Below are 21,815 nucleotides of genomic sequence, written 5' to 3'. Positions count from 1 at the left end.
ACTTTTGGACCGCTTCTTTATATTTCATAGGTAAATATGTTAACATCACTTGTTTTAATGCAGTGATTGGCATAAAAGATTTGTTTCATTGGAAGGTTATCTTCATCGGTCATCCCTACATAATTTTCTGCCAGGAATCGTTCTTTTAAGATATATAATGCATGGCGGTGAGCCTCTACTCCAAACCCCTTACCCCGAAAAGCGGGAATCAAACCGATGAAAAACAGCCTGCCTTCCTGCTCGGTGCCTGGCTCGATATGGGGAAGAGCTATTCCGATTCCTTTATCTTCAAGAATAATGCCATAGCAAGATCTTTTGTATGTTTTGCCTAACTCGCTTTTTAAACTGGTGTAATCTCGTTTTGCCTGGGAGCGACCGGCAGCCTGTTCCCAAAGTGATAAAAAAGCAGTCTCACCAATCTCATCAATCGACTGGAGACAAATACGCCTGTCTAAAGGAAAGGGAAAAGGCTTTTGGAAGTCAAATTCATAGCGGCAGCGCTTCTTGGTATGCTGAAATCCTTCGTTCTTTAGCGTTTCCAAAACGAGTCGATCAAGATCTCCTTCCAGGACGAGGACAATTTTCTTCAGCTCCTCGTGAACGAGCTTTTTTTTGGCATTATAAATTAACTCCTCAAACCTCACGAAGGGAACCTTTTCTGCTTCTTCTATTACTGCGTAGTCATTTCCTCTTAATATCTTGACACCAAACTCTGCTTCCAGTGACATAGATCATTTCCTCCCTGGAACGAGGGTCACCTTACGCTCTTTTATATCTGCTGTTTCCCAGGCTTTCTGCAATCCTTTTTGAGCAATTGCCTCCTTTGTTACAATACGATATGGAACATTCAGTTCAAAAATCCGCTCAAACGGAAACGGTTGGACCGAAACAGTTTCTGAATCCAGCCAGTGGGCCATCATCCCATCCGGAGCAAAGTCGAAAGATTGGCGAAAGCCGTTTTTAAACCAGGACAGCTCCTTTTCCTTCGAGACACCAGGCTCCTGCATACATATATATAACGAAAGATCATCACAAAACTGCAGCCGTCTGAAATGACGATCGTAAAGGTCTTTGGGTACATCGATTGTCAGCTTTTCAGACAGCTTTTCCCTCCGCTCTTTCTCATGGTCTAGAAAGGCTTGGATAGTCGAGTCCTTCGTGTCAGCAGGAAAAAATGAGCTATAATGAAGACTACAAAGCATTGCAGCATAGGAAGACTCTTTGGCAATGCTGTCAATCCCCCGGGTATAAGCATCCAGCTTTTCCTGAAGCGGGTAATCAATAAAAGAATACGGACGGTCTTTCTTCTCGTTCCAAATCGGACGCTTATCGAGGGGAATCCAGGCGCGGTCATGCTGGGCAACAGCCCAGTCAGCCTCTTCTCTCAGTTTAGATCGAATCAGGAAATCCTGCTTCCAATTATCTACGAGCACACCTGACCCCAGCGCATGATCATGTTGGGCAAACATTAAAAAATGCTGGTCAAACTGATTGACAATCATATCGTATTCCTCCCGTCAAAAACTTCTATGTATATTTAACTTTCTGAATGAGGTGAAAAAATGAAATTTGCCGTAAAAAAGAACCCCTTGCTCGTGATACTTGTCACCATCCTCATCCCCATTGCCGCCATTTTTGCTTATATGGATCCGGACGAAGGATGGGTCGGACTGGTCCTCATCATTGTAATCGAGGCCATTATGATATGGGCGTTATTTCAATCATACCATGAAGTTACCGATGTTGCCTTCAACTCCCATTTCGGTCCCATCAAAAAGTCTCTTCCACTTTATGATATTAGATCGGTGACTTACAGCTATAATCCACTGGCAAGCCCTTCCTGGACATTGAAAAGACTGGAGGTTACAGGGTCCAATGAGTCCTTCCGCGTCTCTGCACCAAAAGATGAGGAAAGGTTAAGGCAAGTACTGAAAGAACGATGTCCAAATGCGAGAATAGAGATTTGATAAATATAATTGCTGCCCAATGGAAAGGCCATGAAAAAAGTCCATTATAATTTTAAGGAGCTGTTTGTTTAATCTCTCGAATCGCTTGCCGTGGGCACGGCCCCGCAGGGCGAAGCTCGAGGAGACTTGACGTCTTCCCTGCGGAAAGGGAATCGTATCCCAGCCATACTTTTCCGGTATCAACAATTAGAAAAACTTGGCTTATCGCTAAGTTCTTATAGCGAAAGCCTTAGTTTTACTTATATTTTAATCCTTTAACAAAGTTAAACTTTCTAAAAGTGTAAAAAAACAGGTTCTAAGAATCGCTTCCCACACGGACATACATAACGTCTTTTACGATAAAACAGATAACTGGTCCGTTCGAAAACCTTTAAGTGTTGAATCTTCTGTGTACGGTAATCATGTATGCGACTGGTACGTTCTCCACAAAGAGGACATCGTTGGGCCTTCTTTGGAACCGTAATATGAAGAAGAAGAGCACCCTCCACTTCCTCAGATTTTGTGATATTCACTTCTTCTAATCCTGGCAAAGTCATGTTAAACTGCATGTACACGCAACTCCTTTACTGCTTGTTTCTCGACAATTCAAGTTTAAAGGTTATAGGAGTTTGCGTGTATTTTTTTTGCCGAATTTTCTAAAACCCCAACATATATTAGAGCCAAAAACAAGAGGCTGCCCGTAAGTCTATTTTAGACTTTTGAGACAGCCTTTTTTTAATCTACCTTATAAATCTTCAGTTTTTCAGCGGCCACCAGGGGGAGACCTTCTTTTTATCGTCTCAGAGTTTACTATTCAGCCGAGAAGTGCAAGAGATTCACGGTTGAATGCCGGAATATCATCCGGGTTACGGCTTGTTACGAGCTGATCACCGCAGACGACAACTTCTTTATCCTGAAAATCAACACCGGCATATTCCATATCCACTGCAATGGAGGTAAATCCGGTAGCTTTGCGGCCTTCCAGGGTCTTGGCAGTAATAAGCAGCTGAGGTCCGTGGCAAATAGCAAAAACCGGCTTTTTCTCATCCATGAAATGTTTGGCGAATTTTACAAATCGCTCATCCGCACGCAGTTGATCCGGAGAAAAACCGCCTGGTAAAAACAAAGCATCAAAGTCATCCGGCTTCACGTCATCGATTCCTTTATCGATTTTTACTTTAGCGTCACCATTTTTCCCTGTCACTTCTTTACCAGATTCCTTCTCGATTGTTACTACTTCATGTCCGGCTTCCTGGTATTGCTTCGCCGGATCTGTATATTCTACATCCTCAAACATGTCTGTCATCAGGCATGCAATTTTCTTACCCATACAAAAATCCTCCTTCATCTTCCTTAATGATTAATGAAGTCACATTTTTGATGTACCCGCAACGGAAAGATTTAAACTGGGAAAAGGATATTTTTGTTAATTATCCTCCATAGTGAACTGCTGAAAAATTGTATTCCGCTGCTCTTCATAAATTTGTTTACCAGCTATTTTGTTGATGATTTCAATGTTCCGCTGGGTTGCCAGGGCAAGATTCGTTGCCCCTGCTCCATGGGTATGCGTAAGATTAGTAGACACAAAAAAGTGATGGTTTCTGTCATCATGAAAAACAAGGCGAAAATCTCTAGTGACCTGGTACCGCTTATCATCTTCCCATTCGACTTTATCCTGAAAACGTTCCAGAAACCAATCAGGGATATGCGGTCTATAACCGGTAGCAAGTACCACCTTGTCTGTCATATAGGTGAAATGAGAATCCTTTTGCCATTGATGGCATTGCAGCTGATACCCTTGACCTGCCGTGGTGATTTCCTGGACTTCTGTCATCGGCTGGATTGTAATATTCGCTTTTTTTGATCCTGTCGTCTTATGGTAGAGTGTACGGTATAATCCCTTCAATGTATCAGGATCAATTCCTTTCCGGAGGCTTCCTAGCATCTCCAGTGAATCAGTTCGTTTATCGAAAGGCAGCTCGTGAAAATAATCGACGTAATCCGGTGAAAAAAACTCCTGGCCAAGCTTGGCGCTTTCCAGTTGAAATAATCCTGCTGAACGTGTCAGCAGGGTCAGATGCATATCATCGCGATATTCCTGTTCCTGGAGTAAATCAAGGAAAACTTCTGCTGCACTTTGTCCGGAACCCACGATCGTTACGTGCTCTGAATTCAGCAGCTTTTCCTTATGGTACAAATACTTGCTGGTATGAAGCACATCTTCTTCGGGCAAGCCTGTCATATCTTTTAACATTAGCGGTTTACTGCCAGTTCCCATAACCACATGCCTGGTATGATAGGATTTCTCGATGCCGTGCTCTATATCTTTTACGATTACTTCATAATGGGGGTCATTCGCCTGAGGGTGATCGACTACATCGATGACCTTATGGTTAAACATTAGCCCCTGCAGACGAGAAACCACCCATTTCAAATAATCGTTGTATTCCTGTCTTGGAACCTTAAATTCACTATAAAAGAAAAATTTGAATAACCGATTTTCCTCACGTAAGTAATTTAAATAAGAATACGGGCTTGTTGGATCTGCCAAAGTCACCACATCTGCTAGGAAAGGTACCTGGAGATCCATCTTTTCTATCATCATACCGGGGTGCCAGTCGAACTGAGAAGTTTTATCAAAGAAAATACCATTCAATTCAGTTTTATCCATCAGTGCGGCCAACCCCAGATTAAACGGTCCTATTCCGATGCCAATCACATCATACATATCATCCATATAAAGTCCCACTCCTGTCTATCATTCACCTTTTTATTATCAAATTTCATTCACTCTTTCTTTCGTGAAACGCTGGTTTTTCTCTTATAATTTGAACTTAAAAATTCTCCCAACTTTGAAGGCTTCTTTGCTAAGGTTATATCCTTCCTGAACGTTAGAAAAACTTGGCTTGCCGTTAAGTCCTTATGACGAAAACCTTAGTTTTACGTATACTTTAATTCTTTTACAAAGTTAAAATTTCTAAAAGTGTAAAATTAAAAACCGCCTGCTCAGGCGGTTCCTTCTCAATCGGCAATGGACATCAGGTGTTTCAAAACCCCCTGGTTTTCAAGCAGATCAGCCAGGGTATAGTGATCCAAAACGTTTAAAAACGCTTTCAAGGCATCGTTCAAAACATCCTTCAACTTACAGCCAGGCGTGATGACACATTCATTATTTTCCCTGTCGAAGCATTCCAGCAGCAGAAAATCATCTTCCATCGTTCGGACGACGCTGCCTATATTTATTTCTTCTGGATTTTTCGCAAGCCTAAGTCCGCCTAATCGTCCTCTTATGGTTTCAATAAGCTCCAATTTGTTCAGCTGGTGGACGATTTTCCCCAAATGGTTTTCTGATATGTCGAATACCCTCGAAATTTCTTTGATGCTCGCAAGCTCCCCTTCCGGTTTGGAAGCGGTGTAAATTAATACACGCAAGGCGTAGTCGGTGTATTTTTTCAGACGCATAAAAAGTCATACTCCCTCATCTTTGTTTTTCTCATCGTACCACATCGTTATAATAATGTCTTTTTCGACAAATTAATTGTTTCATGTGAAACGTTAACGGAATCGTCACAAAAACCTGTATTTACAATATTGCTTTAGTGCTAAAATTGTTTTTACAATAAAGATGTACACAAAATACATCTTTCATACGTAAAGGGGTTATTTAAAATATGGCTACTCAAACAATGACGAGGTTAGATGAACAGACGATTAAAACAGTCAAAGCTACTGCACCAGTCCTGGCAGAGCATGGAGAGAAAATTACGACTCGATTCTATCAATTGATGTTTGAAGCGCATCCAGAGCTCAAAAACATCTTTAATATGACCCATCAAGAAGAAGGTAAACAGCCACGCGCACTAGCAGGTGCTGTATATGCCGCAGCCCAGTATATCGATGATTTGAGCCAGATCATGCCGGCTGTTGAACAAATTGCCAACAAACATCGCAGCTTGAATATCAAACCAGAACATTACCCGATTGTTGGAAAGTACCTCCTTCTTGCAATTAAAGATGTGCTCGGAGATGCAGCAACCGATGATATTATGGAAGCTTGGCGGGTCGCTTATGGTGAAATTGCAGAAGCCTTTATTCAAGTCGAAGCGGCCATGTATAAGGAAACCGAAGAGAAAAAAGGCGGCTGGGTCGGTTACCGTGACTTTGAAGTGTTTGATAAAGTGAAGGAAAGCGATGTCATTACTTCCTTTTATTTAAAGCCTGTAGATGGCGGTGCTTTACCGACCTTCAAGCCTGGACAATATTTAACCATAAAAGCACAAATGCCTGGAGAAAAATATGAGCAGCTTCGCCAGTACAGCCTCTCTGACTCACCTGGAAGAGAATATTTCCGGATAAGTGTGAAACGGGAGGATGGGACAGAGGAACTGCCTGAAGGAAAGGTTTCCACCTTCCTCCACGAACAAGTAAAAAAAGGAGATGTTCTTCCTGTCAGTGCGCCAGCCGGAGACTTCTTCCTGGATAAGGAATCAAAAAATCCGCTCGTCCTCATTAGTGGTGGAGTAGGACTGACACCGATGATGAGCATGCTCCAAACCCTTATCAACGAAAAGTCCGACCGTGAAGTTCATTTCATTCACGCAGCTCGCAACGGCAGCTTCCATGCCTTAAAGGATGACATGAAAAAAGCGGATCAACTTTCAAACGTAAAAACCTATATCATCTATGATTCTCCGACTGAAGAAGATATGGAAGCAATGCTCTACACGAAGGAAGGATATATCGACCTGCCATGGCTTCAGTCAGTAGTACCGCAGAATGCAGATTTTTACTTCTGCGGGCCAGAAGGATTCATGAGAGCAGTCAACAAGGCATTAAAAGAATGGCACGTGCCAGCTGACCGTATCAACTACGAGTTCTTCGGACCTAAAGGTGATATTGAGAGCTAAAGAAATAAAGTTTTAATAAATAGAAAAGAAAGGGGCTGTACCATAAGTCTGAATTAGACTTATGGGCAGCTTCTTGAGTTTTTCTAATTGTTGATACCGGAAAAGTATGGCCGGGAAACGATTCCCTTTCCGCAGGGAAGACGACAAGTCTCCTCGGGCTTCGCCCTGCGGGGCCTCGTCAGCCTTGCCTCTCCTGCAGGAGTCTCATCGTTTCCCCTGCCCAAATTGGCAATCAACAATGCAAAGATCTACTTTTTTACATATTAGAAAAACATGGCTTGTCGCCAATTCCTTATGGCGAAAGCCTTAGTTTTACTTATACCACCGATAAGCGATTCTTGAGAATCAAGAACAAACTTTAATAACTCCTTTAGATTAGAAAAGGCTTTTTAACTGGCCTCATGTGTGTTCACGGGGAGACTCGGGCGTTCGTCCCCGGAAAGCGAGTGATTTCGCCCCCGTAAATGAGCATAAAAATATAACTTGTAGAACAACATAGAGTTTCTCTGCAAACTGAAAGGACGCTCTTGTGAGCGCCCTTTTTTTGATTATTCTTCTAGTGTGGACGTATCCCCTGTTGGAAGCCCTAGTTCCCAGGATTTCAACAGACGGCGCATAATTTTACCGCTCCGCGTCTTAGGAATCGTATCTTTGATTTCTATTTCTCTCGGTGCTGCATGGGCACTGAGTCCTTTTTTGACAAACTGACGGATTTCTTCCCGTAGTTCATCAGATTCCTCATAGCCTTCATTTAACGTAATAAACGCCTTGATGATTTCGCCGCGCTCAGGATCAGGTTTACCGATAACCCCTGCTTCAGCAACAGCCTCATGTTCAATCAGCTTGCTTTCGACTTCAAATGGACCCACTCGTTCACCAGAGGTATTGATCACATCGTCGAGACGACCCTGGAACCAAAAATAGCCGTCTTCGTCCTGATAAGCGCTGTCTCCTGATACATACCAATCTCCAAGGAAATAACTTTCAAACTTACCTGGATTCTGCCAAATGGCACGCATTTGGGATGGCCATCCTTTTTTAATGGCGAGGTTCCCCATTTGGTTTGGAGGAAGTTCGTTCCCTTCATTATCGACGATTGCTGCCTCAACTCCCGGGAAAGGTTTGCCCATGGAGCCTGGGCGCATATCCATAGTCGGATAGTTACAGATCAGCATTGCTCCGGTTTCTGTCATCCACCATGTATCATGGATTCTCAGGTCGAATGCTTTCATTCCCCATGTGATTACTTCAGGGTTGAGGGGTTCTCCGACACTTAGCACATGCCTCAAAGAAGACAGGTCATGTTTTTTGACGACATCTTCGCCAGCACTTACAAGTTTACGGAAAGCTGTCGGCGCAGAATACCAGACGGATACATTGTATTTATCAATCGTACCGTACCAATCGTCCGGGCTGAATCGTCCGCCACGAATAATATTGGTAACCCCATTCAGCCATGGTGCAAAAATACCATAACTTGTCCCTGTTACCCATCCTGGGTCAGCTGTACACCAGTAAATATCATCTTCCTTCAAATCAAGCACCCATTTACCGGTCTGATAGTGCTGAATCATTGCGTTATGGACATGATAGACACCCTTTGGCTTTCCGGTAGAACCGGAAGTGTAATGGAGCAGCATCCCGTCTTCCAAATCAACCCATTCTATGTCAAAATCCTTGGAAGCCTGGTCCATTTCCTTATGATAGTCAATATAACCATCGCCGGAGTTTCCACCGACCAGGACGATTTGTTTCAAATGCGGCAAGTCATCCACAGGAACACGATCAAGGAGCTCCGGTGTGGTAATCAGCATGCTTGCTTCACTGTCTTCCAAGCGATCTCTTACTGCCTGTTCCATGAACGCTTCAAACAGCGGACCGGCAATGGCGCCGACTTTGAGGATTCCCAGAAAAGCAGCATAAAATTCAGGGCTGCGGTGCATGAACAGGAAGACGCGGTCGCCTTTTTTTACATCATATTTATTAAGTACATTTGCAAACTGGTTACTTTTGAGCTTCAAGTCTTCAAAGGTAAGTTTTTCTTCACGATCCGGAGACGAATAAATCAATGCAGTCTGATCTTTTTTGGCAGGATTATCTGCATGACGGTCGATCGCCTCATAAGCGATGTTCACCTTGCCTGTTTCACTCCAGGTGAATTCACTCTTGACGCTGTCCCACTGGAATTTTTCATAAGTATCTTTGTAATCTTTCATGTTGTGATTGCCTTCGCGTGCTGGAATTGGTTGCATGTCCATTGAATCACCTCATTAAAAATTTTGTAAACGATTTCTTCTACTGGCAAAAAAACTCCCACCGTTGAATGTGTGGACTGCTGCTCAATTTGGACTTTTCTAAAAATTCGTGAATTACTTATCATTTTAGAATACTTGCAAAAAGTTTTAAAGTAATTCGCAACAACTTTTGCCAAAAAGTAGGATACTTCCCTTTATTGACAGGGCAATTGGGCCGCTCTATAATTAATGGGCAGTACGGTATATAAACCTATCATTGGATGGGAGAGGTTCTTAGCTCAAACCCTCGATAAAAAACTAAGGATATATGTCGTTATCAGCCATATCCCTTAGGATGTGGCTTTTTTAATAGAAAGGAGATTTTGAATATGACCGGGAGGAAAGACGAAGATTTAAAAGACCTGTCTCTATTGGGAAGTCAGGGAACAAGCTATTCGTTCGACTATGACCCTGGAGTATTAGAAACATTCGATAACCAGCATCCGGACAGGGATTATTTCGTGAAATTCAACTGTCCTGAATTCACCACACTGTGCCCCAAAACTGGACAGCCTGATTTTGCAACAATTTATATCAGTTATATCCCTGATCAGAAAATGGTGGAAAGCAAATCGCTGAAGCTATACCTGTTCAGCTACCGTAACCATGGCGGTTTTCATGAAGACAGTGTCAATATGATCATGAATGATCTGATTGAGCTTATGGATCCACGATATCTCGAAGTATGGGGGAAATTCACTCCAAGAGGCGGGATATCCATCGACCCTTACTGTAACTATGGTAAACCAGGGACAAAATTCGAACAGATGGCAGAACAGCGGCTGATGAACCATGATCTGTATCCGGAAAAAGTTGATAATCGCTAATCGATAAGCAGGCTGTCTCAAACGTCTATTCAGACAAAAGAGACAGCCTGTTTTTATATTTATGTATGGCAGGTAAAACAGCCCGCTTTCCGCTTGGATGCAGAAAGCGGGCTGTTTTCCCCTATTGTTTATCCTGCTTGTATTGCATATAGACGGTCTGGGTGACTAAGAAATCTTCCACCCCATGCTTTCCATCAGCTCCGCCTAAGCCGGATTGGCGCATACCGGCATGGTAGCCTTGGACTGCTTCAAAGTTTTCACGATTGATGAAGGTCTCCCCGAATTTCAGCTCGTTTACGACACGCATCGCTTCATGATAATCTTCTGTGTACACAGAAGAAGAAAGGCCATACTTCGTGTCATTTCCACGCTCAATGGCTTCATCAAGCGACTTGAAAGTGCTGACAGGGATAACTGGACCGAAAATCTCCTCCTGGATGATTTCCATGTCCTGACTGACGTTTTTCAAAACAGTAGGCTGATAGAAGAAACCTTTATCCATGCCGGATGGACTGTCGCCTCCCGTTACGATTTCGGCACCTTCCTCAACGGCGGCGGCTACCATTTCTGCTACTTTTTCCTTCCGTTCCTGACTGACTAACGGACCGACATCCGCCTCTTTATTGGCAAGGGGATCATCAATTGTCACGCCTTCGATCTCTTGTTTTAATTTTTCAAGGAATGCATCCGCTACACTTTCATGGACATACACACGCTCCGCGTTTGTGCATGCCTGACCGTTATTGGCCAGCCGGGAAATCATAATGTTCTCTGCTGCCAAATCCAGATCGGCATTTTCTGTAACGATCGCCGGTGCTTTACCGCCAAGCTCTAAATTGACCTTCGTAATATTTTGCGCCGCAGCCTCCATCACTTTTGTACCTGCTGGAACACTGCCAGTCATGGAAATCATGTGTACATTTTCGTGAGATGCAAGTGCATTGCCGATTTCTGATCCTGTACCCGTCACAAGGTTATACACGCCATTTGGGATTTCTGACATGCTATCAACCAGTTTAGTGAATTCCATGGCGGTGTTCGGCGTCTGCTGACTCGGCTTAAGCACGATGGTACATCCAGTAACCAGTGCAGTCGCTACTTTTCGGGCTAAAATGAATACTGGAAAATTCCACGGAACAATGCCACCGACTACGCCAATCGGCTTTTTGTAAATATGAATTTGCTCATTCGGACGGTCACTTGGAACGATTTCTCCTTCTATCCTGCGTGCCCATTCAGACATATAACGGAAATAATCAATAGCAAGATCCACTTCTCCGCTGGCAAGCTCATAATCTTTTCCCTGTTCTTCCTGAAGCAATTCGATAAACCGGTCACGCTGTTCTTCGATTTTATCGCCAAGTGCCCGGACGATTTTCCCCCGTTCAATATTCGGGGTCATCTCCCAATCCTTTTGAGCGTTGAAGGCTGCTTTAACAGCCCTGTCTACGTCTTCTTCCGTGCCACGCGGCGTCCGAGAAATCACTTCCTCAGTCGCCGGATTAATAATGTCCAGCCACTCATTTCCTGTAGATTCTACGTACTGCCCATCAATATATAACTTGTGTGTTTGCAAGAATAATCCTCCTCTTTGCTTTCTGTACAATATTTTCCACCTATTTTCCTGCACTAAACACGCTAATCTGCTTATGTACGGGCAGCAGCAATTCGATTATACTGAAAGTAACCTATTGAAAATGGGGTGATCATCGTGCGTAAGAAGAGTCTTGCCTCCTGGATGTTCATCGCTATAGGAATCATGAACGCATTTACTTCTGGTGTCATGTTGATGTTAGTAGAGAATATGATTATCGGGGTGACGTTCCTGGCAGCCACCATCGTCTTTTTATCAGCAGGATGGGTTGCCTGGACAGAAGCACCCGCTCGAAAAGAAGCCAGATAATAGCTTCTGAAGCTTGCAGAGAAACCACGTACTCTCTGCAAGCTTTTTTTGTGATGAAAAATACTCCTTTTAACCGAACTTTCCGTTGTACATTCTGATGGCTGCGCGTATAATTAATTTGAATTTTGTAAAAATTTTACTTATTCGGCGTGGGGGGAGTTTTATGTACACCGTGGATCAAGGTTCACAGATTAACTATTTGATAATCGCCATCATTATCATAAGCTTCGTATTAAGCTTTATTGCACCTTTCGCACTTTTAGCTATTTTTCAGGACATTTTCTTCTTTTCACGAGAGCATTGGGTGTTTCAGGGGCCACCTTCAGCTTATATTACACTTGGTGCAAGTTTTTTATGGATTTCCATTATATTGAGCATCTATATTATTTTCAAATTCAAGCGGGAAGATAAAAATAAAAAAGCACCTCATTGGATGCTTATTGCCGGATTTCCTGTTGCTATCCTGTTGATTATACTGGCAATCAACAATTATTATTTTTTCGAAAAGAACGGCTTTGCCTACAACACCCTATTCGCATGGGAGCAACAAAAGTATCAATGGAGCGATGTACAGGAAATCGATAAAGTATACGAAAAGAATGAGGGTACCATCTTTTTGAAACAAATCATTTTCCATCTGAATGACGGCGAAACAATCGAAATTTCATATGGCCAGTCGCTCTGGGATTACCAGCGTAAAATCATCAGCAGCGCCGAAGCTTCCGGTGCAGCTATCCGTGACAACCTTGCAGAAATCAGGAAGAGACAATGACAGTCTAATCAAGCAATATACTTAGCCCACTGCCCTTCCAATATCCTACGCTTTCAACCTGTCATGGTTGTTTATTTACGTCTGCTTTTCATTTTTTTTTCCAAGTGAAAATCCAGCGAACAGCCTTCCTCCATAAGGAGCCAGCACTTCATCGACAAGTTTGATCAGAGGTTCTTTTTCACCGTGAACGTAATAGCGCTCAAGCGACTTCACGAAACCCTTGGCAAACACGGGGTCGTATGCCTGGATTGCTTTAATCACCCATTTAGAATCGCCCGTCCAGCACCTGTTAGTCCTGAGCACAAATTCATGGATGAGGTCCGCCATTTTGTTGACAATAAAAATTTCCTCCGCCCTGTCCTCTGATCCAATGAAATCCTCCAGCACATCTGTGATGAAATAACGTTTCTCCCAAATTTTCTTTTCATCCCATGAGGCCGGGCCACTAGCGAGCAGCTGTTCCGCTTCTTCTTTCAGCTTTACAGCATCTCCCTTTATGACATAACCTTCTGCCACCATCCGCGGCAGGGAAGGACGGCCGCGCTCACAGTCACTTTTATAAAACTTTTGATACGAGGAAAAGCTGTGGGCAAATACCTCAACAGGCCAGCCATAGGCATGAAATGATTCCCGGTAGGAGGAAAGGAGTTGGTCATCGAAAAGGACGATGTCCAAATCAGAGGTTTTGGTTGCCTCCCCCCTGACCACGCTTCCGGACAACAATGCCACCTCACAATGAGGATAATACGTATGAACTATCTTTTCAGCTGCCTCTTTTGCATCGAGCTTCATAAGCCCCTTTCCCCCCTTGTTCTTACCTGAAATCATTGGATAGTGATATCGATAATATCGTTTAGATCAATCGAGAATATGTCCCTGGTATTGGCATCCATACCGTGCAATCGCTTTCTGAATGTGCAGATTGAATTGATTTTACCTTTCTGATATTGATGCTCAAAGCCGTCATGATAAGTAATTTCCACTGTCAAATTATCATTCATCGCCCGTTGGATCAGGAAGTCAATTTCAACGGCCTTCTGCTCATCGATGATTCCCTTCTCTACGCGTTCATCTTCTTTCCAAAGTTCTTTCACAAGCTGAACATGCTCCGGCAGCATCAATGATGTCCACTTGATTGTACCGCGATCCCTGTTCTGGCCATCCATCCTTACCCCTCCCGTCATAATTTCGAACGTTTGTTCTCATTATATCCAAAGTTTCTAAAAGGGTAAAGCTGATTTTTTTGAATTCCATAAATTAACACTGGAAACTCCCCGGATAGCTACAATTTGCCATCTATAAAATGGGTGCTGCAGCCAAAAAATAATAGGCGACATACATCATCGTGGAGGAGTCATTTATGAAACAGTACCTTGTTGACATCTGGACCTTATTGGATCCATTATACTACCGAATGAGCCGCCTGACATATGTGCGGTCTAAAAATAAAATTAATAACATCTTTCGGGTCAAGCTGGTCGCTTATAAAGGAAAACAGAGGAAGCTGGCTGACGGTACGCTCCTTCAGAAAAATGACCAGCTGATCAAAATACATCTGCATAATATCCGGCTGATCAATGAAATGCGCGGGATGAAAAACGATATTCAAAAAGCCCGCTATATTTATAAAGCTGTTCAGCACTCTTTGCCTGACCTCGTTTCGTTCATTACTTCCCATAAGCGTGTCAATGAGATCAAAGGCATTGTTGGCATCACAGCCCTGAACAGTGGCTGTGAACGGCTTGGGTTCGAAATTATTGCTATCGAGAGCCCCTTCTATCGCTCGCTGAAATTAATGTCATTTATTGCTATCAGCACTCTGTGTATGCGGCCGCCATCCCTGAAATATTTGAAAAAGCACCAGCCTAAATATATTTACATGTCCCGTACAGACCTTGAAAATAGATACCAGAGCAAAAAAGCCGAATACACCATGTAGGCGTCTTCGGCTTTTATTCTGCGAGTTGATGCATGGTGATTTCCGGCCGGCTTCCTACCCGGATGTTCAGCCCGGTCTGACCAAGCCCTTCGCTGATATAAAACGCTTTACCCTGATAGTTTTGAAGGCCTTTTACCATATCCATCCGTGGCAGCTTACCCATTTTGGCCAGATGGTAAGCCTTCGGATAAAGAATCTGTCCGCCATGGAAATGTCCGGACAATAAGTAATCAAAATGATATCCAGCCATTTCAAGGACAACATTCGGGTCATGGGTCAGGACTAGTGTATACCCTTCTTCCACCTCTTTAAAGGAAGCTTCCAGATCACTGCGACCAGTGCTGTAATCATCAATGCCAACGATATTGATTTGTCTGCCGTCTATCATGAGGCGTTCCTGTTCATTCTGCAGCGTCTGGCACCCATAAGCTTGCAAGGTGCTTTTCAATTTTTCAAAATTATGGGGGCGAAGTACATAATCATGATTGCCGAAAACAGCATAAATGCCATGAACAGGTGCAAGGCGCTGGAAAACCTCCAGGTACGGCACAAGCTTTGGTATTGTCCATTTCCGGTCGAGGAAGTCTCCTGTCAACGCAATCAGGTCAAAAGACTCTCCTTTTAATCTTTCATGAAGCTCATCTGCTGTAATCGAAATATTTTCAAGATGCATATCCGAAATATGCAAAATATGGAGCGGTCTTTCGGTATATTTTGTAGCTCCAACATCAATTCTATTTATATTAACTTGCCTGGTATTTTTATAGGCGGCATGAATGCCGATCAGGATAAATGGTATGAAAAGCAGTAACAGACTCACAATTCCACCTCCAAATTCCATTATACAGACGTTTGGCAGCTAGATAACTGGCAATTGGTGGCTTTGTTTCCAATGCAGTTTCTTTCTACGCTTTTATGACCTGGTTTTTGGTATGATAAAAGAAAAACAGCAGGAAAGGAGGAGGGAAATGAAGTCTGGCAGATGGTTGGCTTTTATTGGCCTCGTTAGTTTATGGCTAGCAGCATGCAGTGTACAGGAAGAGTCCGTCGACTCAGAAACTGTCATGAAAACTACCCCGCAAATGTACTTGCTCGACCATCCAGATGGGGATATCTTTGCTTTTGAAAATGTTGTCTATGAAAATGCGGAAGATATTGAATGGATGAGGAAACTGGAGTTAGAAATTGGAGAAAAAGTATTGGAAATCACCGGCACCTATCATGAAGGAGAGGATTTCGGCACAGGGATAGCAACCAACCTGCCTGTTGGAACGGAGATATTTGAACTGCAGGAAAACAACAGTCCTGTTCTTATAGCAGTCGTCGGTGATCAGAAGATTCCTTATATTGGCCTTAAGGAAGGATGAAACAGGAAGTTAGCAGGAGAATATAGAAATAGACTGAAGCTGCATTAGATCGCTTACATTTTAGCGAATGGAGCGATTTTTTTATATACAAATATGAAATAGAAATGTTGTCTGGAAGCAGAAAAAGGCCCCGGGGTGTAACCGGAGCCACTGAAAAAAGCCCTTTATAATCAAAAGGAGATGTTGAAGTTGGTTGTTGATTCTCACGAACCGCTTGCCGGCGGATGCTTGCCGCGGGCACGGCCTCTCACTATTCGTGGAATCAACTATGATATAACCGTGTATTGTTAACTTTAACAACGGCCAATCTAAAAAGGGTGATCTTCTTTGATTTTAAAGAAAATCACCCTTTTTTCATGTTCAAAAAACACTACATAAAGACTCATGAAGGTATAGAGGGCATAAAATCCCTGAAAGTTAAATCAAAAGCAGGACCGCCTTGCCCACCCCCTGAAAAGCTAAAGCCGATCCTCATCGTAACGTTCTTTATCACAGCGAGGATTGACCGCTTTTTTAAAAGCCAAACCTTACCTACATCTCCCGATTACCAGTTGCTTCGGTGTAACCCGAGGGACCTTACTGTCTTCCTAATAGAAAAGATCTTTCACAGCCACCTAAAGAAAAAATATTTAATTGGAAAGCTGGTTGTATATTTCCTTTACACGGACTGTCAATGGATGGTCCATAGGCAGATCAGCAATCTCAGTAAATGCCTCGATCGCACCTACAGCTTTAATTTTCTTCTGAAGCTCCTCTGCTTCCGGATCGCTGTCATTCTGATACAGCAATGCTGACGCAATGACTTCTGCTAAATAGTCTGGAGCTTTCTTAAATAATTGAACGTACTCTCGCCCAGGACCGACAAGCCTGTCGTCTGGACCTAACTTTCGGATCGGGGCACGCCCTACCCGAGTCACATAATCAGACAAGGCTGGATTCAGGAAACGCTCGATGATTTTATCCACGTAATGGTGATGTTCGCTTTCATCAAATTGATATTTTTTAATCAGTACATCTCCTGATTCACCAAGCGTTCCCCTTACTTTTTCCAAAATGGCAGGATCGTCCATAGCTTCCTTGATCGTCTCTAAACCATGGTAATGACCAAGGTAGGCGGCAACAGCATGACCGGTATTTACTGTATATAACTTTCGCTCGATGTAAGGAGTCAGGTCACCAACATAATGAATACCGGTTATTTCCGGTAAATCGCCTCGAATATCCTTCGTTTCCACAACCCATTCATGGTACGGCTCTACTTTGACGGTCAAAGGATCTTGATTCTTCTGTTCAGGAACGATTCGATCAACAGCAGCATCAGGAAATCCGATTTGCTCTTTGACCTTTTCCTGAACGGTGCCATCCAATTCATTTAATACGTATCCACGAAGCTTTGAAGAGCCTTCAATCATGTTTTCACAGGCAATTACATTCAATGGACGGCTGCCATTGTCCACTACTTTTTCCAGACCTTTTGCCAAAAGTGGTGCAATCACTTTCAAAATTGCCGGACCAACAGCTGTTGTCACTAGGTCTGCCTCGGCAATTGCTTCGATTACATCCTCCTGCTGCTTCAGGCTGTTAAGGCCGGCTATGTTATTGACCTGGATGCTTTCGTTGGAGCCGGCAATCTCCACATGGTAGGATTTCCGCTCATTGATGAGCTGGATCAATTTTTCATCGACATCTACAAACGTTGTGTCATAACCGGACTGGGAAAGGAGCGCGCCGATGAATCCGCGCCCGATATTCCCTGCTCCGAAGTGAAGTGCCTTCATAGTTATTCCACCTCGCTGAATATGGAGATTACTTCCTGTTTAGAGTCGGCCTGGAGAATTTTATCAATATTTTCTTCTTCAGAGCAGACGATGGCGATTTTCGATAGGATCTCCAAGTGCTCATCACCTTTACCCGCGATCCCGATCAGGAGCTTCACTATATTGCCGCCGCCAAAATCTACTCCATCAGGTACGGTTACGACAGAAATGCCAGTTTCTTTCACAGATTTTTTAGCTTCTTCGGTTCCATGGGGGATGGCGACATGATTCCCCATGAACGTGGAGGTGATTTCCTCTCTTGCAAGCATCGATTCGATATAATCTTCCGTAACGTAGCCTTCCTTGTGAAGGATACCGCCGACAAAACGGACAGCTTCTTCTTTCCCGGTAAGACTTTGGTTCAATTGGATATTGGCTTCTTTCAAAATAGTTTCAGACATAATTTTCTCCCCTATCGTTTATTCTTAAAAAATTGATGCAGCTGGTTTGAAAGGTAATGAATGATCCTTTCTTCATCCTTCGACTGCAATATTGCGATACATTTCTCTTCCTCTACAATCAATGAGCTGATAAAACTCATTACCTCCAGCCCTTCTTGATGAAGTCCTTCCGGGGCCAGCATCAAAAGCATCGTATCCATCTTCATATCCTCCTGGTCCATGCCTGTAATCACAAGTGGACGTTTCAAGTAATGAATGGTGAAGGATACCTTCTCGATATGTTCACTTTTCGTATGATACAACGCCAGTTTCGTCTCAGGTATGCCGAGACCTCCCAGTTGTTCGCGGGCTGCCAATTGCTTGACTACCTCATCAGGGCTGGTTATTGTTTGTGACAATTGTGCACATGCTTTTCTCAATGCATCCGAAAGGTCATCTGCTTCTATATTCTCAACGAGTAATCCGTCCAGAACCTGGTTAACGCTCGTTGCATAGCGCTGAATGGTTTCGACCGAATTGCGGATTGCCTGTAACGTATCATCTGCTTCCACAATTTTTTCCGGTTGCTGTTCCTGTTTTTTTATTCTGCCGGAAATCCTTACTTTACGAATGGCATGCTCAATTCGATGAATGTCCCCTGGGGGAAGAATTGGATTTACCTGGATATATTCTTCCATATTTCTCAAGTGAACCGTCGAAATGATCATGTCATACGTTTGAAGATCAAGCTGTTCCAAATCGAAAAGAGAATGGTGCTCGACCGTTTCGATATCTTTGAATTCCCGCTTCAATCTTGCTGCAAGCATTTTGGCGGTGCCGATTCCGCTTGAGCAGACCACCAGTACATGAAGGCTTTTTGGATCTTCCATATTCAATAACGCGGAGGCAAAATGCATGACAACAAACGCTGTCTCTTCTATTGGAAAAGTAAGCTCAGGAAAAATGTCATCAAGCGCCTTCTTCACTACTTGAAATAATTCAGGGTAGTCTTCGTATATTTGCTCTGTCAGTGGATTCTGGATCCCCATATTCTGCTGGAGCCGATACACGCTCGGCTTCAAGTGAACGACTAAATCGTTGAGCAGTCTTGGCGACCGATGCAAATCTGACCCAATGTCATTAGACACAATTTCAATGAGCTGCTTCGCTTTAAAAGCGACGCTTATACTTGATTCTTCTATCGTGTAGTCCTTATGGAATCTTGCTTTTGCCCCCATCAGATGCATTGTCGTATAACCGATTTCAGCCTCTGGAATATCAAATTCAAATGCATTTGCCAATTTATCTATCAACTCACTGGCAAACGCATATTCCTTTGTAGTTTTCATGTTCTCCAAATGGGACTGGTCCATATCAATCATCTCACCGAGTCTGACCCGCTCTAATGCGAGGGCAAGATGAACAAGCAGTCCTATATAGGCACTGTCTGCAAGATGATAAGGCAGTTTATCCCGTAACTCTTCCAGATGCTTCTCAATCTGCTTCAATTTTTCCTTATCCACCATGCCGAGAAGCTGGCTGGATACTTCATCAATGGGAGATTGAGCAGGGTCATTCACCTTTTCCCTTAATAGAGTAAGGAAATCAAGCTCATCCATGTGTTCCATAATAAGATGGTTGATCGCTTCCCGGATGGCGGCTTCATCGCCCCGGACTTCCACCCCGTAGCCCCTTTTCCGGACTAAGGACAGGTGAAAATCACTCAGCTCTACTTCCATTTTATCCAAGTCATTACTGAGAGTGGCAACTGTCACGCCAAGTTCGTTAGCCAAGGCCACCAGTTTCACCGGTTCCCTTGCCTCAAGCAGCCTTGACAGCAACAGAACATGCCGTTCTTCCGGAGTATAATCCAGGGATGCCTGTTCATGGATGGCTGCCCTCAACTCTGTCATCGCAGCATCTGTGCCAGCGATGACAAAGCCGCTTCCTGCCTTTTTATCCAGCTGAATGTCATACGAGTTAAGGATATCCTCGACATTTTTCATATCACGATGGATGGTTCTTGTACTGACATCAAGTTCCTCTGACAGATTTTTCACAGATACTTCCTGGCTTGCATCCAACAGAATTTCCAGCAGCTTCCGTTCACGACCGGTCATATACATTCCTGCTCACCTCCCTCATCCCATTCTTCGTCTATTAATTATTTTCCGTAAGCTCATTTACGAGTTCATCATATTTCGGGCTGTTCAAAAAGTTTTCGACAGAAATATGATAAGCTCCTGGCACCTTGTTCCTTGCACGATCCGTCAAGTCCTTATGGGTAATGACAATGTCTACATCATCAGGAAGGTCATTGATCGCCATATTCGTTACATCAATATCGATGTTCGCTTTCTTGAATTTATTTTTTAACAAGGATGCACCCATGGCACTGGATCCCATACCGGCATCACAGGCAAAAATAATTTTGTCAACTTCACTATAATCGACTTCCGGTACTTTGTCTGCCGGTGTCTCTTTGACAGGGTCCTCTTCTTTTTCATCTTCTTTTGCCAGGGTTCCTGCTACACTGCTTTTCTTCCCTTTCATTGCTTCCATTTTAGCAGTAGCCGCATCTAAGTCTTCTTCTTCCTCCTGTTTGCTCATTTTCAAAATTAAGGAAGCAACTGCGAAGGAAATAGCTGCTGCAACCAGGACACCAAGGATGACACCAATAAAGTTGCCTTTAGGCGTCAACGCCAATAGGGCGAAAATACTTCCTGGTGATGGCGTAGACGTCAAACCGACACCAAACGCTGCGAACGTAGCTGTTCCAGCAACACCTCCGGCCATCGGAGCTAACAATAGAAGCGGGCGCGATAAAATGTACGGGAAGTAAATTTCATGAATACCACCAAGGAAATGGATGACTGCAGCACCTGGTGCAGTATGCCGGGAAATTCCTTTTCCGAATACCATGAACGCAAGCAAGACACCAAGCCCAGGGCCAGGATTTGTTTCTAACAAGAACAGAATGGATTTTCCTGCTTCCTGTGCCTGATCCACTGCAATCGGACTTAAAATCCCATGGTTAATCGCATTGTTTAAAAAGAGAACTTTCGCTGGTTCAATGAAAAGGTTGACCAAAGGAAGTAATCCGACATTGATCATGAATTCTACCCCAGCTGCCAAAACCTTTGTCAGTCCGGAAACAAGTGGTTCAATAATCTTGAATCCGAATAAAGCCAGGATTCCTCCGACAATTCCTGCGGAGAAGTTGTTGACTAGCATTTCAAATCCAGAACGGATTCTGCCTTCAAACAGCTTATCCGTATACTTGATCGCGAGACCGCCAAGCGGCCCCATCAGCATGGCACCAAGGAACATTGGAATGCTCGCTCCTACGATGACACCCATAGTCGCTGTCGCCCCGACGACACCGCCGCGGAGGCCATGGACAATTCGACCCCCGGTAAAACCGATCAGCAGTGGCAGCAAGTAGGTGATCATTGGACCTACCAGCTTCGCGAAATCCTCATTAGGAGTCCAGCCTGTTTCTATGAATAATGCTGTAATCAGACCCCAAGCGATGAATGCTCCGATATTGGGCATGATCATCCCACTCAAAAAACTTCCAAACCGTTGAACTTTTGCTCTTGCACCTGTTTGCTCTGCCACAAAAAGTTCCTCCTCGTCTCTTTAAATTTATAGATTTTAATC

The 21,815-nt window shown here is 43.6% G+C and carries 21 protein-coding genes, 1 pseudogene and 1 riboswitch; of the genes and pseudogenes, 7 read left to right on the top strand and 15 right to left on the bottom strand.

Features of this window, described 5'->3' with window-relative positions:
• Positions 1-17 precede the first annotated feature (17 nt).
• Both JOC33_RS05680 and JOC33_RS05675 read right to left on the bottom strand, forming a co-directional pair.
• Positions 18-728 carry a GNAT family N-acetyltransferase gene (locus JOC33_RS05680; RefSeq protein WP_205091477.1) on the bottom strand — a complete coding sequence of 237 codons (711 nt, stop codon included), beginning with the start codon at positions 726-728 and terminating at the stop codon, positions 18-20.
• 3 nt (positions 729-731) lie between these two features.
• On the bottom strand, positions 732-1,502 hold the full coding sequence (locus tag JOC33_RS05675) for a DUF3891 family protein (protein WP_205091476.1): 771 nt from the start codon (positions 1,500-1,502) through the stop codon (positions 732-734).
• Positions 1,503-1,562: 60 nt separating this feature from the next.
• Between JOC33_RS05675 and JOC33_RS05670 the strand changes: the two genes are divergently transcribed.
• Positions 1,563-1,967: a PH domain-containing protein gene (locus tag JOC33_RS05670; RefSeq protein WP_205091475.1), complete on the top strand. Its 405-nt coding sequence runs from the start codon at positions 1,563-1,565 to the stop codon at positions 1,965-1,967.
• A gap of 293 nt (positions 1,968-2,260) precedes the next feature.
• On the opposite strand, the pseudogene JOC33_RS05665 reads toward JOC33_RS05670, so the two are convergent.
• The 4 genes and pseudogenes from JOC33_RS05665 to JOC33_RS05650 form a co-directional block, all read right to left on the bottom strand.
• Positions 2,261-2,521 (bottom strand): annotated as a pseudogene (locus tag JOC33_RS05665) (transposase family protein); the annotation flags it as partial.
• Between the two features lie 239 nt (positions 2,522-2,760).
• Positions 2,761-3,276 (bottom strand): type 1 glutamine amidotransferase domain-containing protein, encoded by a 516-nt coding sequence (locus JOC33_RS05660; RefSeq protein WP_205091473.1) that lies wholly within the window; start codon positions 3,274-3,276, stop codon positions 2,761-2,763.
• A 96-nt stretch (positions 3,277-3,372) separates the two neighbouring features.
• Positions 3,373-4,683, bottom strand: a complete 1,311-nt coding sequence (locus tag JOC33_RS05655) for a lysine N(6)-hydroxylase/L-ornithine N(5)-oxygenase family protein (protein WP_205091472.1) — start codon at positions 4,681-4,683, stop codon at positions 3,373-3,375.
• A 284-nt stretch (positions 4,684-4,967) separates the two neighbouring features.
• Entirely contained in the window at positions 4,968-5,408 is a 441-nt protein-coding gene (locus JOC33_RS05650) for an Rrf2 family transcriptional regulator (RefSeq protein ID WP_205091471.1), read from the bottom strand.
• 209 nt (positions 5,409-5,617) lie between these two features.
• Here JOC33_RS05650 and hmpA point away from each other — a divergent pair, with 209 nt between their 5' ends.
• The gene (gene hmpA / locus JOC33_RS05645; RefSeq protein ID WP_205091470.1) at positions 5,618-6,853 is read left to right on the top strand and encodes an NO-inducible flavohemoprotein; all 1,236 of its coding nucleotides are present in this window, start codon (positions 5,618-5,620) and stop codon (positions 6,851-6,853) included.
• A gap of 548 nt (positions 6,854-7,401) precedes the next feature.
• Here hmpA and acsA read toward each other — a convergent pair.
• Positions 7,402-9,111: an acetate--CoA ligase gene (gene acsA, locus JOC33_RS05640; protein WP_205091469.1), complete on the bottom strand. Its 1,710-nt coding sequence runs from the start codon at positions 9,109-9,111 to the stop codon at positions 7,402-7,404.
• Between the two features lie 257 nt (positions 9,112-9,368).
• Positions 9,369-9,415: riboswitch (PreQ1 riboswitch) on the top strand.
• Between the two features lie 61 nt (positions 9,416-9,476).
• Here acsA and queF point away from each other — a divergent pair.
• On the top strand, positions 9,477-9,974 hold the full coding sequence (queF, locus tag JOC33_RS05635) for a preQ(1) synthase (protein ID WP_205091468.1): 498 nt from the start codon (positions 9,477-9,479) through the stop codon (positions 9,972-9,974).
• Positions 9,975-10,095: 121 nt separating this feature from the next.
• Here queF and aldA read toward each other — a convergent pair whose 3' ends face one another.
• Positions 10,096-11,550, bottom strand: a complete 1,455-nt coding sequence (aldA, locus tag JOC33_RS05630) for an aldehyde dehydrogenase (RefSeq protein ID WP_205091467.1) — start codon at positions 11,548-11,550, stop codon at positions 10,096-10,098.
• Positions 11,551-11,685: 135 nt separating this feature from the next.
• Between aldA and JOC33_RS05625 the strand changes: the two genes are divergently transcribed.
• Complete coding sequence (locus tag JOC33_RS05625; protein WP_205091466.1) at positions 11,686-11,877, top strand: hypothetical protein; 192 nt, start codon at positions 11,686-11,688, stop codon at positions 11,875-11,877.
• A 163-nt stretch (positions 11,878-12,040) separates the two neighbouring features.
• Complete coding sequence (locus JOC33_RS05620) at positions 12,041-12,649, top strand: hypothetical protein (RefSeq protein ID WP_205091465.1); 609 nt, start codon at positions 12,041-12,043, stop codon at positions 12,647-12,649.
• Positions 12,650-12,724: 75 nt separating this feature from the next.
• On the opposite strand, the gene JOC33_RS05615 is transcribed toward JOC33_RS05620, so the two are convergent.
• A complete protein-coding gene (locus JOC33_RS05615; protein ID WP_205091464.1) occupies positions 12,725-13,441 on the bottom strand; it encodes a nucleotidyltransferase domain-containing protein in 717 nt (238 codons plus the stop codon).
• Between the two features lie 32 nt (positions 13,442-13,473).
• Positions 13,474-13,815: a YolD-like family protein gene (locus tag JOC33_RS05610; RefSeq protein WP_205091463.1), complete on the bottom strand. Its 342-nt coding sequence runs from the start codon at positions 13,813-13,815 to the stop codon at positions 13,474-13,476.
• 194 nt (positions 13,816-14,009) lie between these two features.
• Between JOC33_RS05610 and JOC33_RS05605 the strand changes: the two genes are divergently transcribed.
• A complete protein-coding gene (locus JOC33_RS05605) occupies positions 14,010-14,588 on the top strand; it encodes a YkoP family protein (protein WP_205091462.1) in 579 nt (192 codons plus the stop codon).
• A gap of 13 nt (positions 14,589-14,601) precedes the next feature.
• On the opposite strand, the gene JOC33_RS05600 is transcribed toward JOC33_RS05605, so the two are convergent.
• Positions 14,602-15,408 carry a metallophosphoesterase gene (locus JOC33_RS05600; protein ID WP_338054476.1) on the bottom strand — a complete coding sequence of 269 codons (807 nt, stop codon included), beginning with the start codon at positions 15,406-15,408 and terminating at the stop codon, positions 14,602-14,604.
• Between the two features lie 148 nt (positions 15,409-15,556).
• On the opposite strand from JOC33_RS05600, the gene JOC33_RS05595 reads away from it, so the two are divergent.
• Complete coding sequence (locus JOC33_RS05595) at positions 15,557-15,955, top strand: hypothetical protein (protein WP_205091460.1); 399 nt, start codon at positions 15,557-15,559, stop codon at positions 15,953-15,955.
• A gap of 629 nt (positions 15,956-16,584) precedes the next feature.
• On the opposite strand, the gene JOC33_RS05590 is transcribed toward JOC33_RS05595, so the two are convergent.
• Genes JOC33_RS05590 through JOC33_RS05575 form a run of 4 tightly spaced genes read right to left on the bottom strand, consistent with a single transcriptional unit; the run spans position 16,585 to position 21,773 of the window.
• Entirely contained in the window at positions 16,585-17,733 is a 1,149-nt protein-coding gene (locus tag JOC33_RS05590; protein ID WP_205091459.1) for a mannitol-1-phosphate 5-dehydrogenase, read from the bottom strand.
• 2 nt (positions 17,734-17,735) lie between these two features.
• The gene (locus JOC33_RS05585) at positions 17,736-18,173 is read right to left on the bottom strand and encodes a PTS mannitol transporter subunit IIA (protein WP_205091458.1); all 438 of its coding nucleotides are present in this window, start codon (positions 18,171-18,173) and stop codon (positions 17,736-17,738) included.
• Between the two features lie 11 nt (positions 18,174-18,184).
• Positions 18,185-20,278, bottom strand: a complete 2,094-nt coding sequence (locus tag JOC33_RS05580) for a BglG family transcription antiterminator (protein WP_205091457.1) — start codon at positions 20,276-20,278, stop codon at positions 18,185-18,187.
• 34 nt (positions 20,279-20,312) lie between these two features.
• Positions 20,313-21,773, bottom strand: coding sequence for a PTS mannitol transporter subunit IICBA (locus JOC33_RS05575; RefSeq protein WP_205091456.1), 1,461 nt, complete (start codon positions 21,771-21,773; stop codon positions 20,313-20,315).
• Positions 21,774-21,815 lie beyond the last annotated feature (42 nt).

It is taken from the genome of Thalassobacillus pellis (assembly GCF_016908295.1).
GTDB lineage: Bacteria > Bacillota > Bacilli > Bacillales > Halobacillaceae > Thalassobacillus > Thalassobacillus pellis.
The sequence above is the reverse complement of the archived record's forward strand: the minus strand, read 5'-3'. Positions and strand labels throughout refer to the sequence as shown.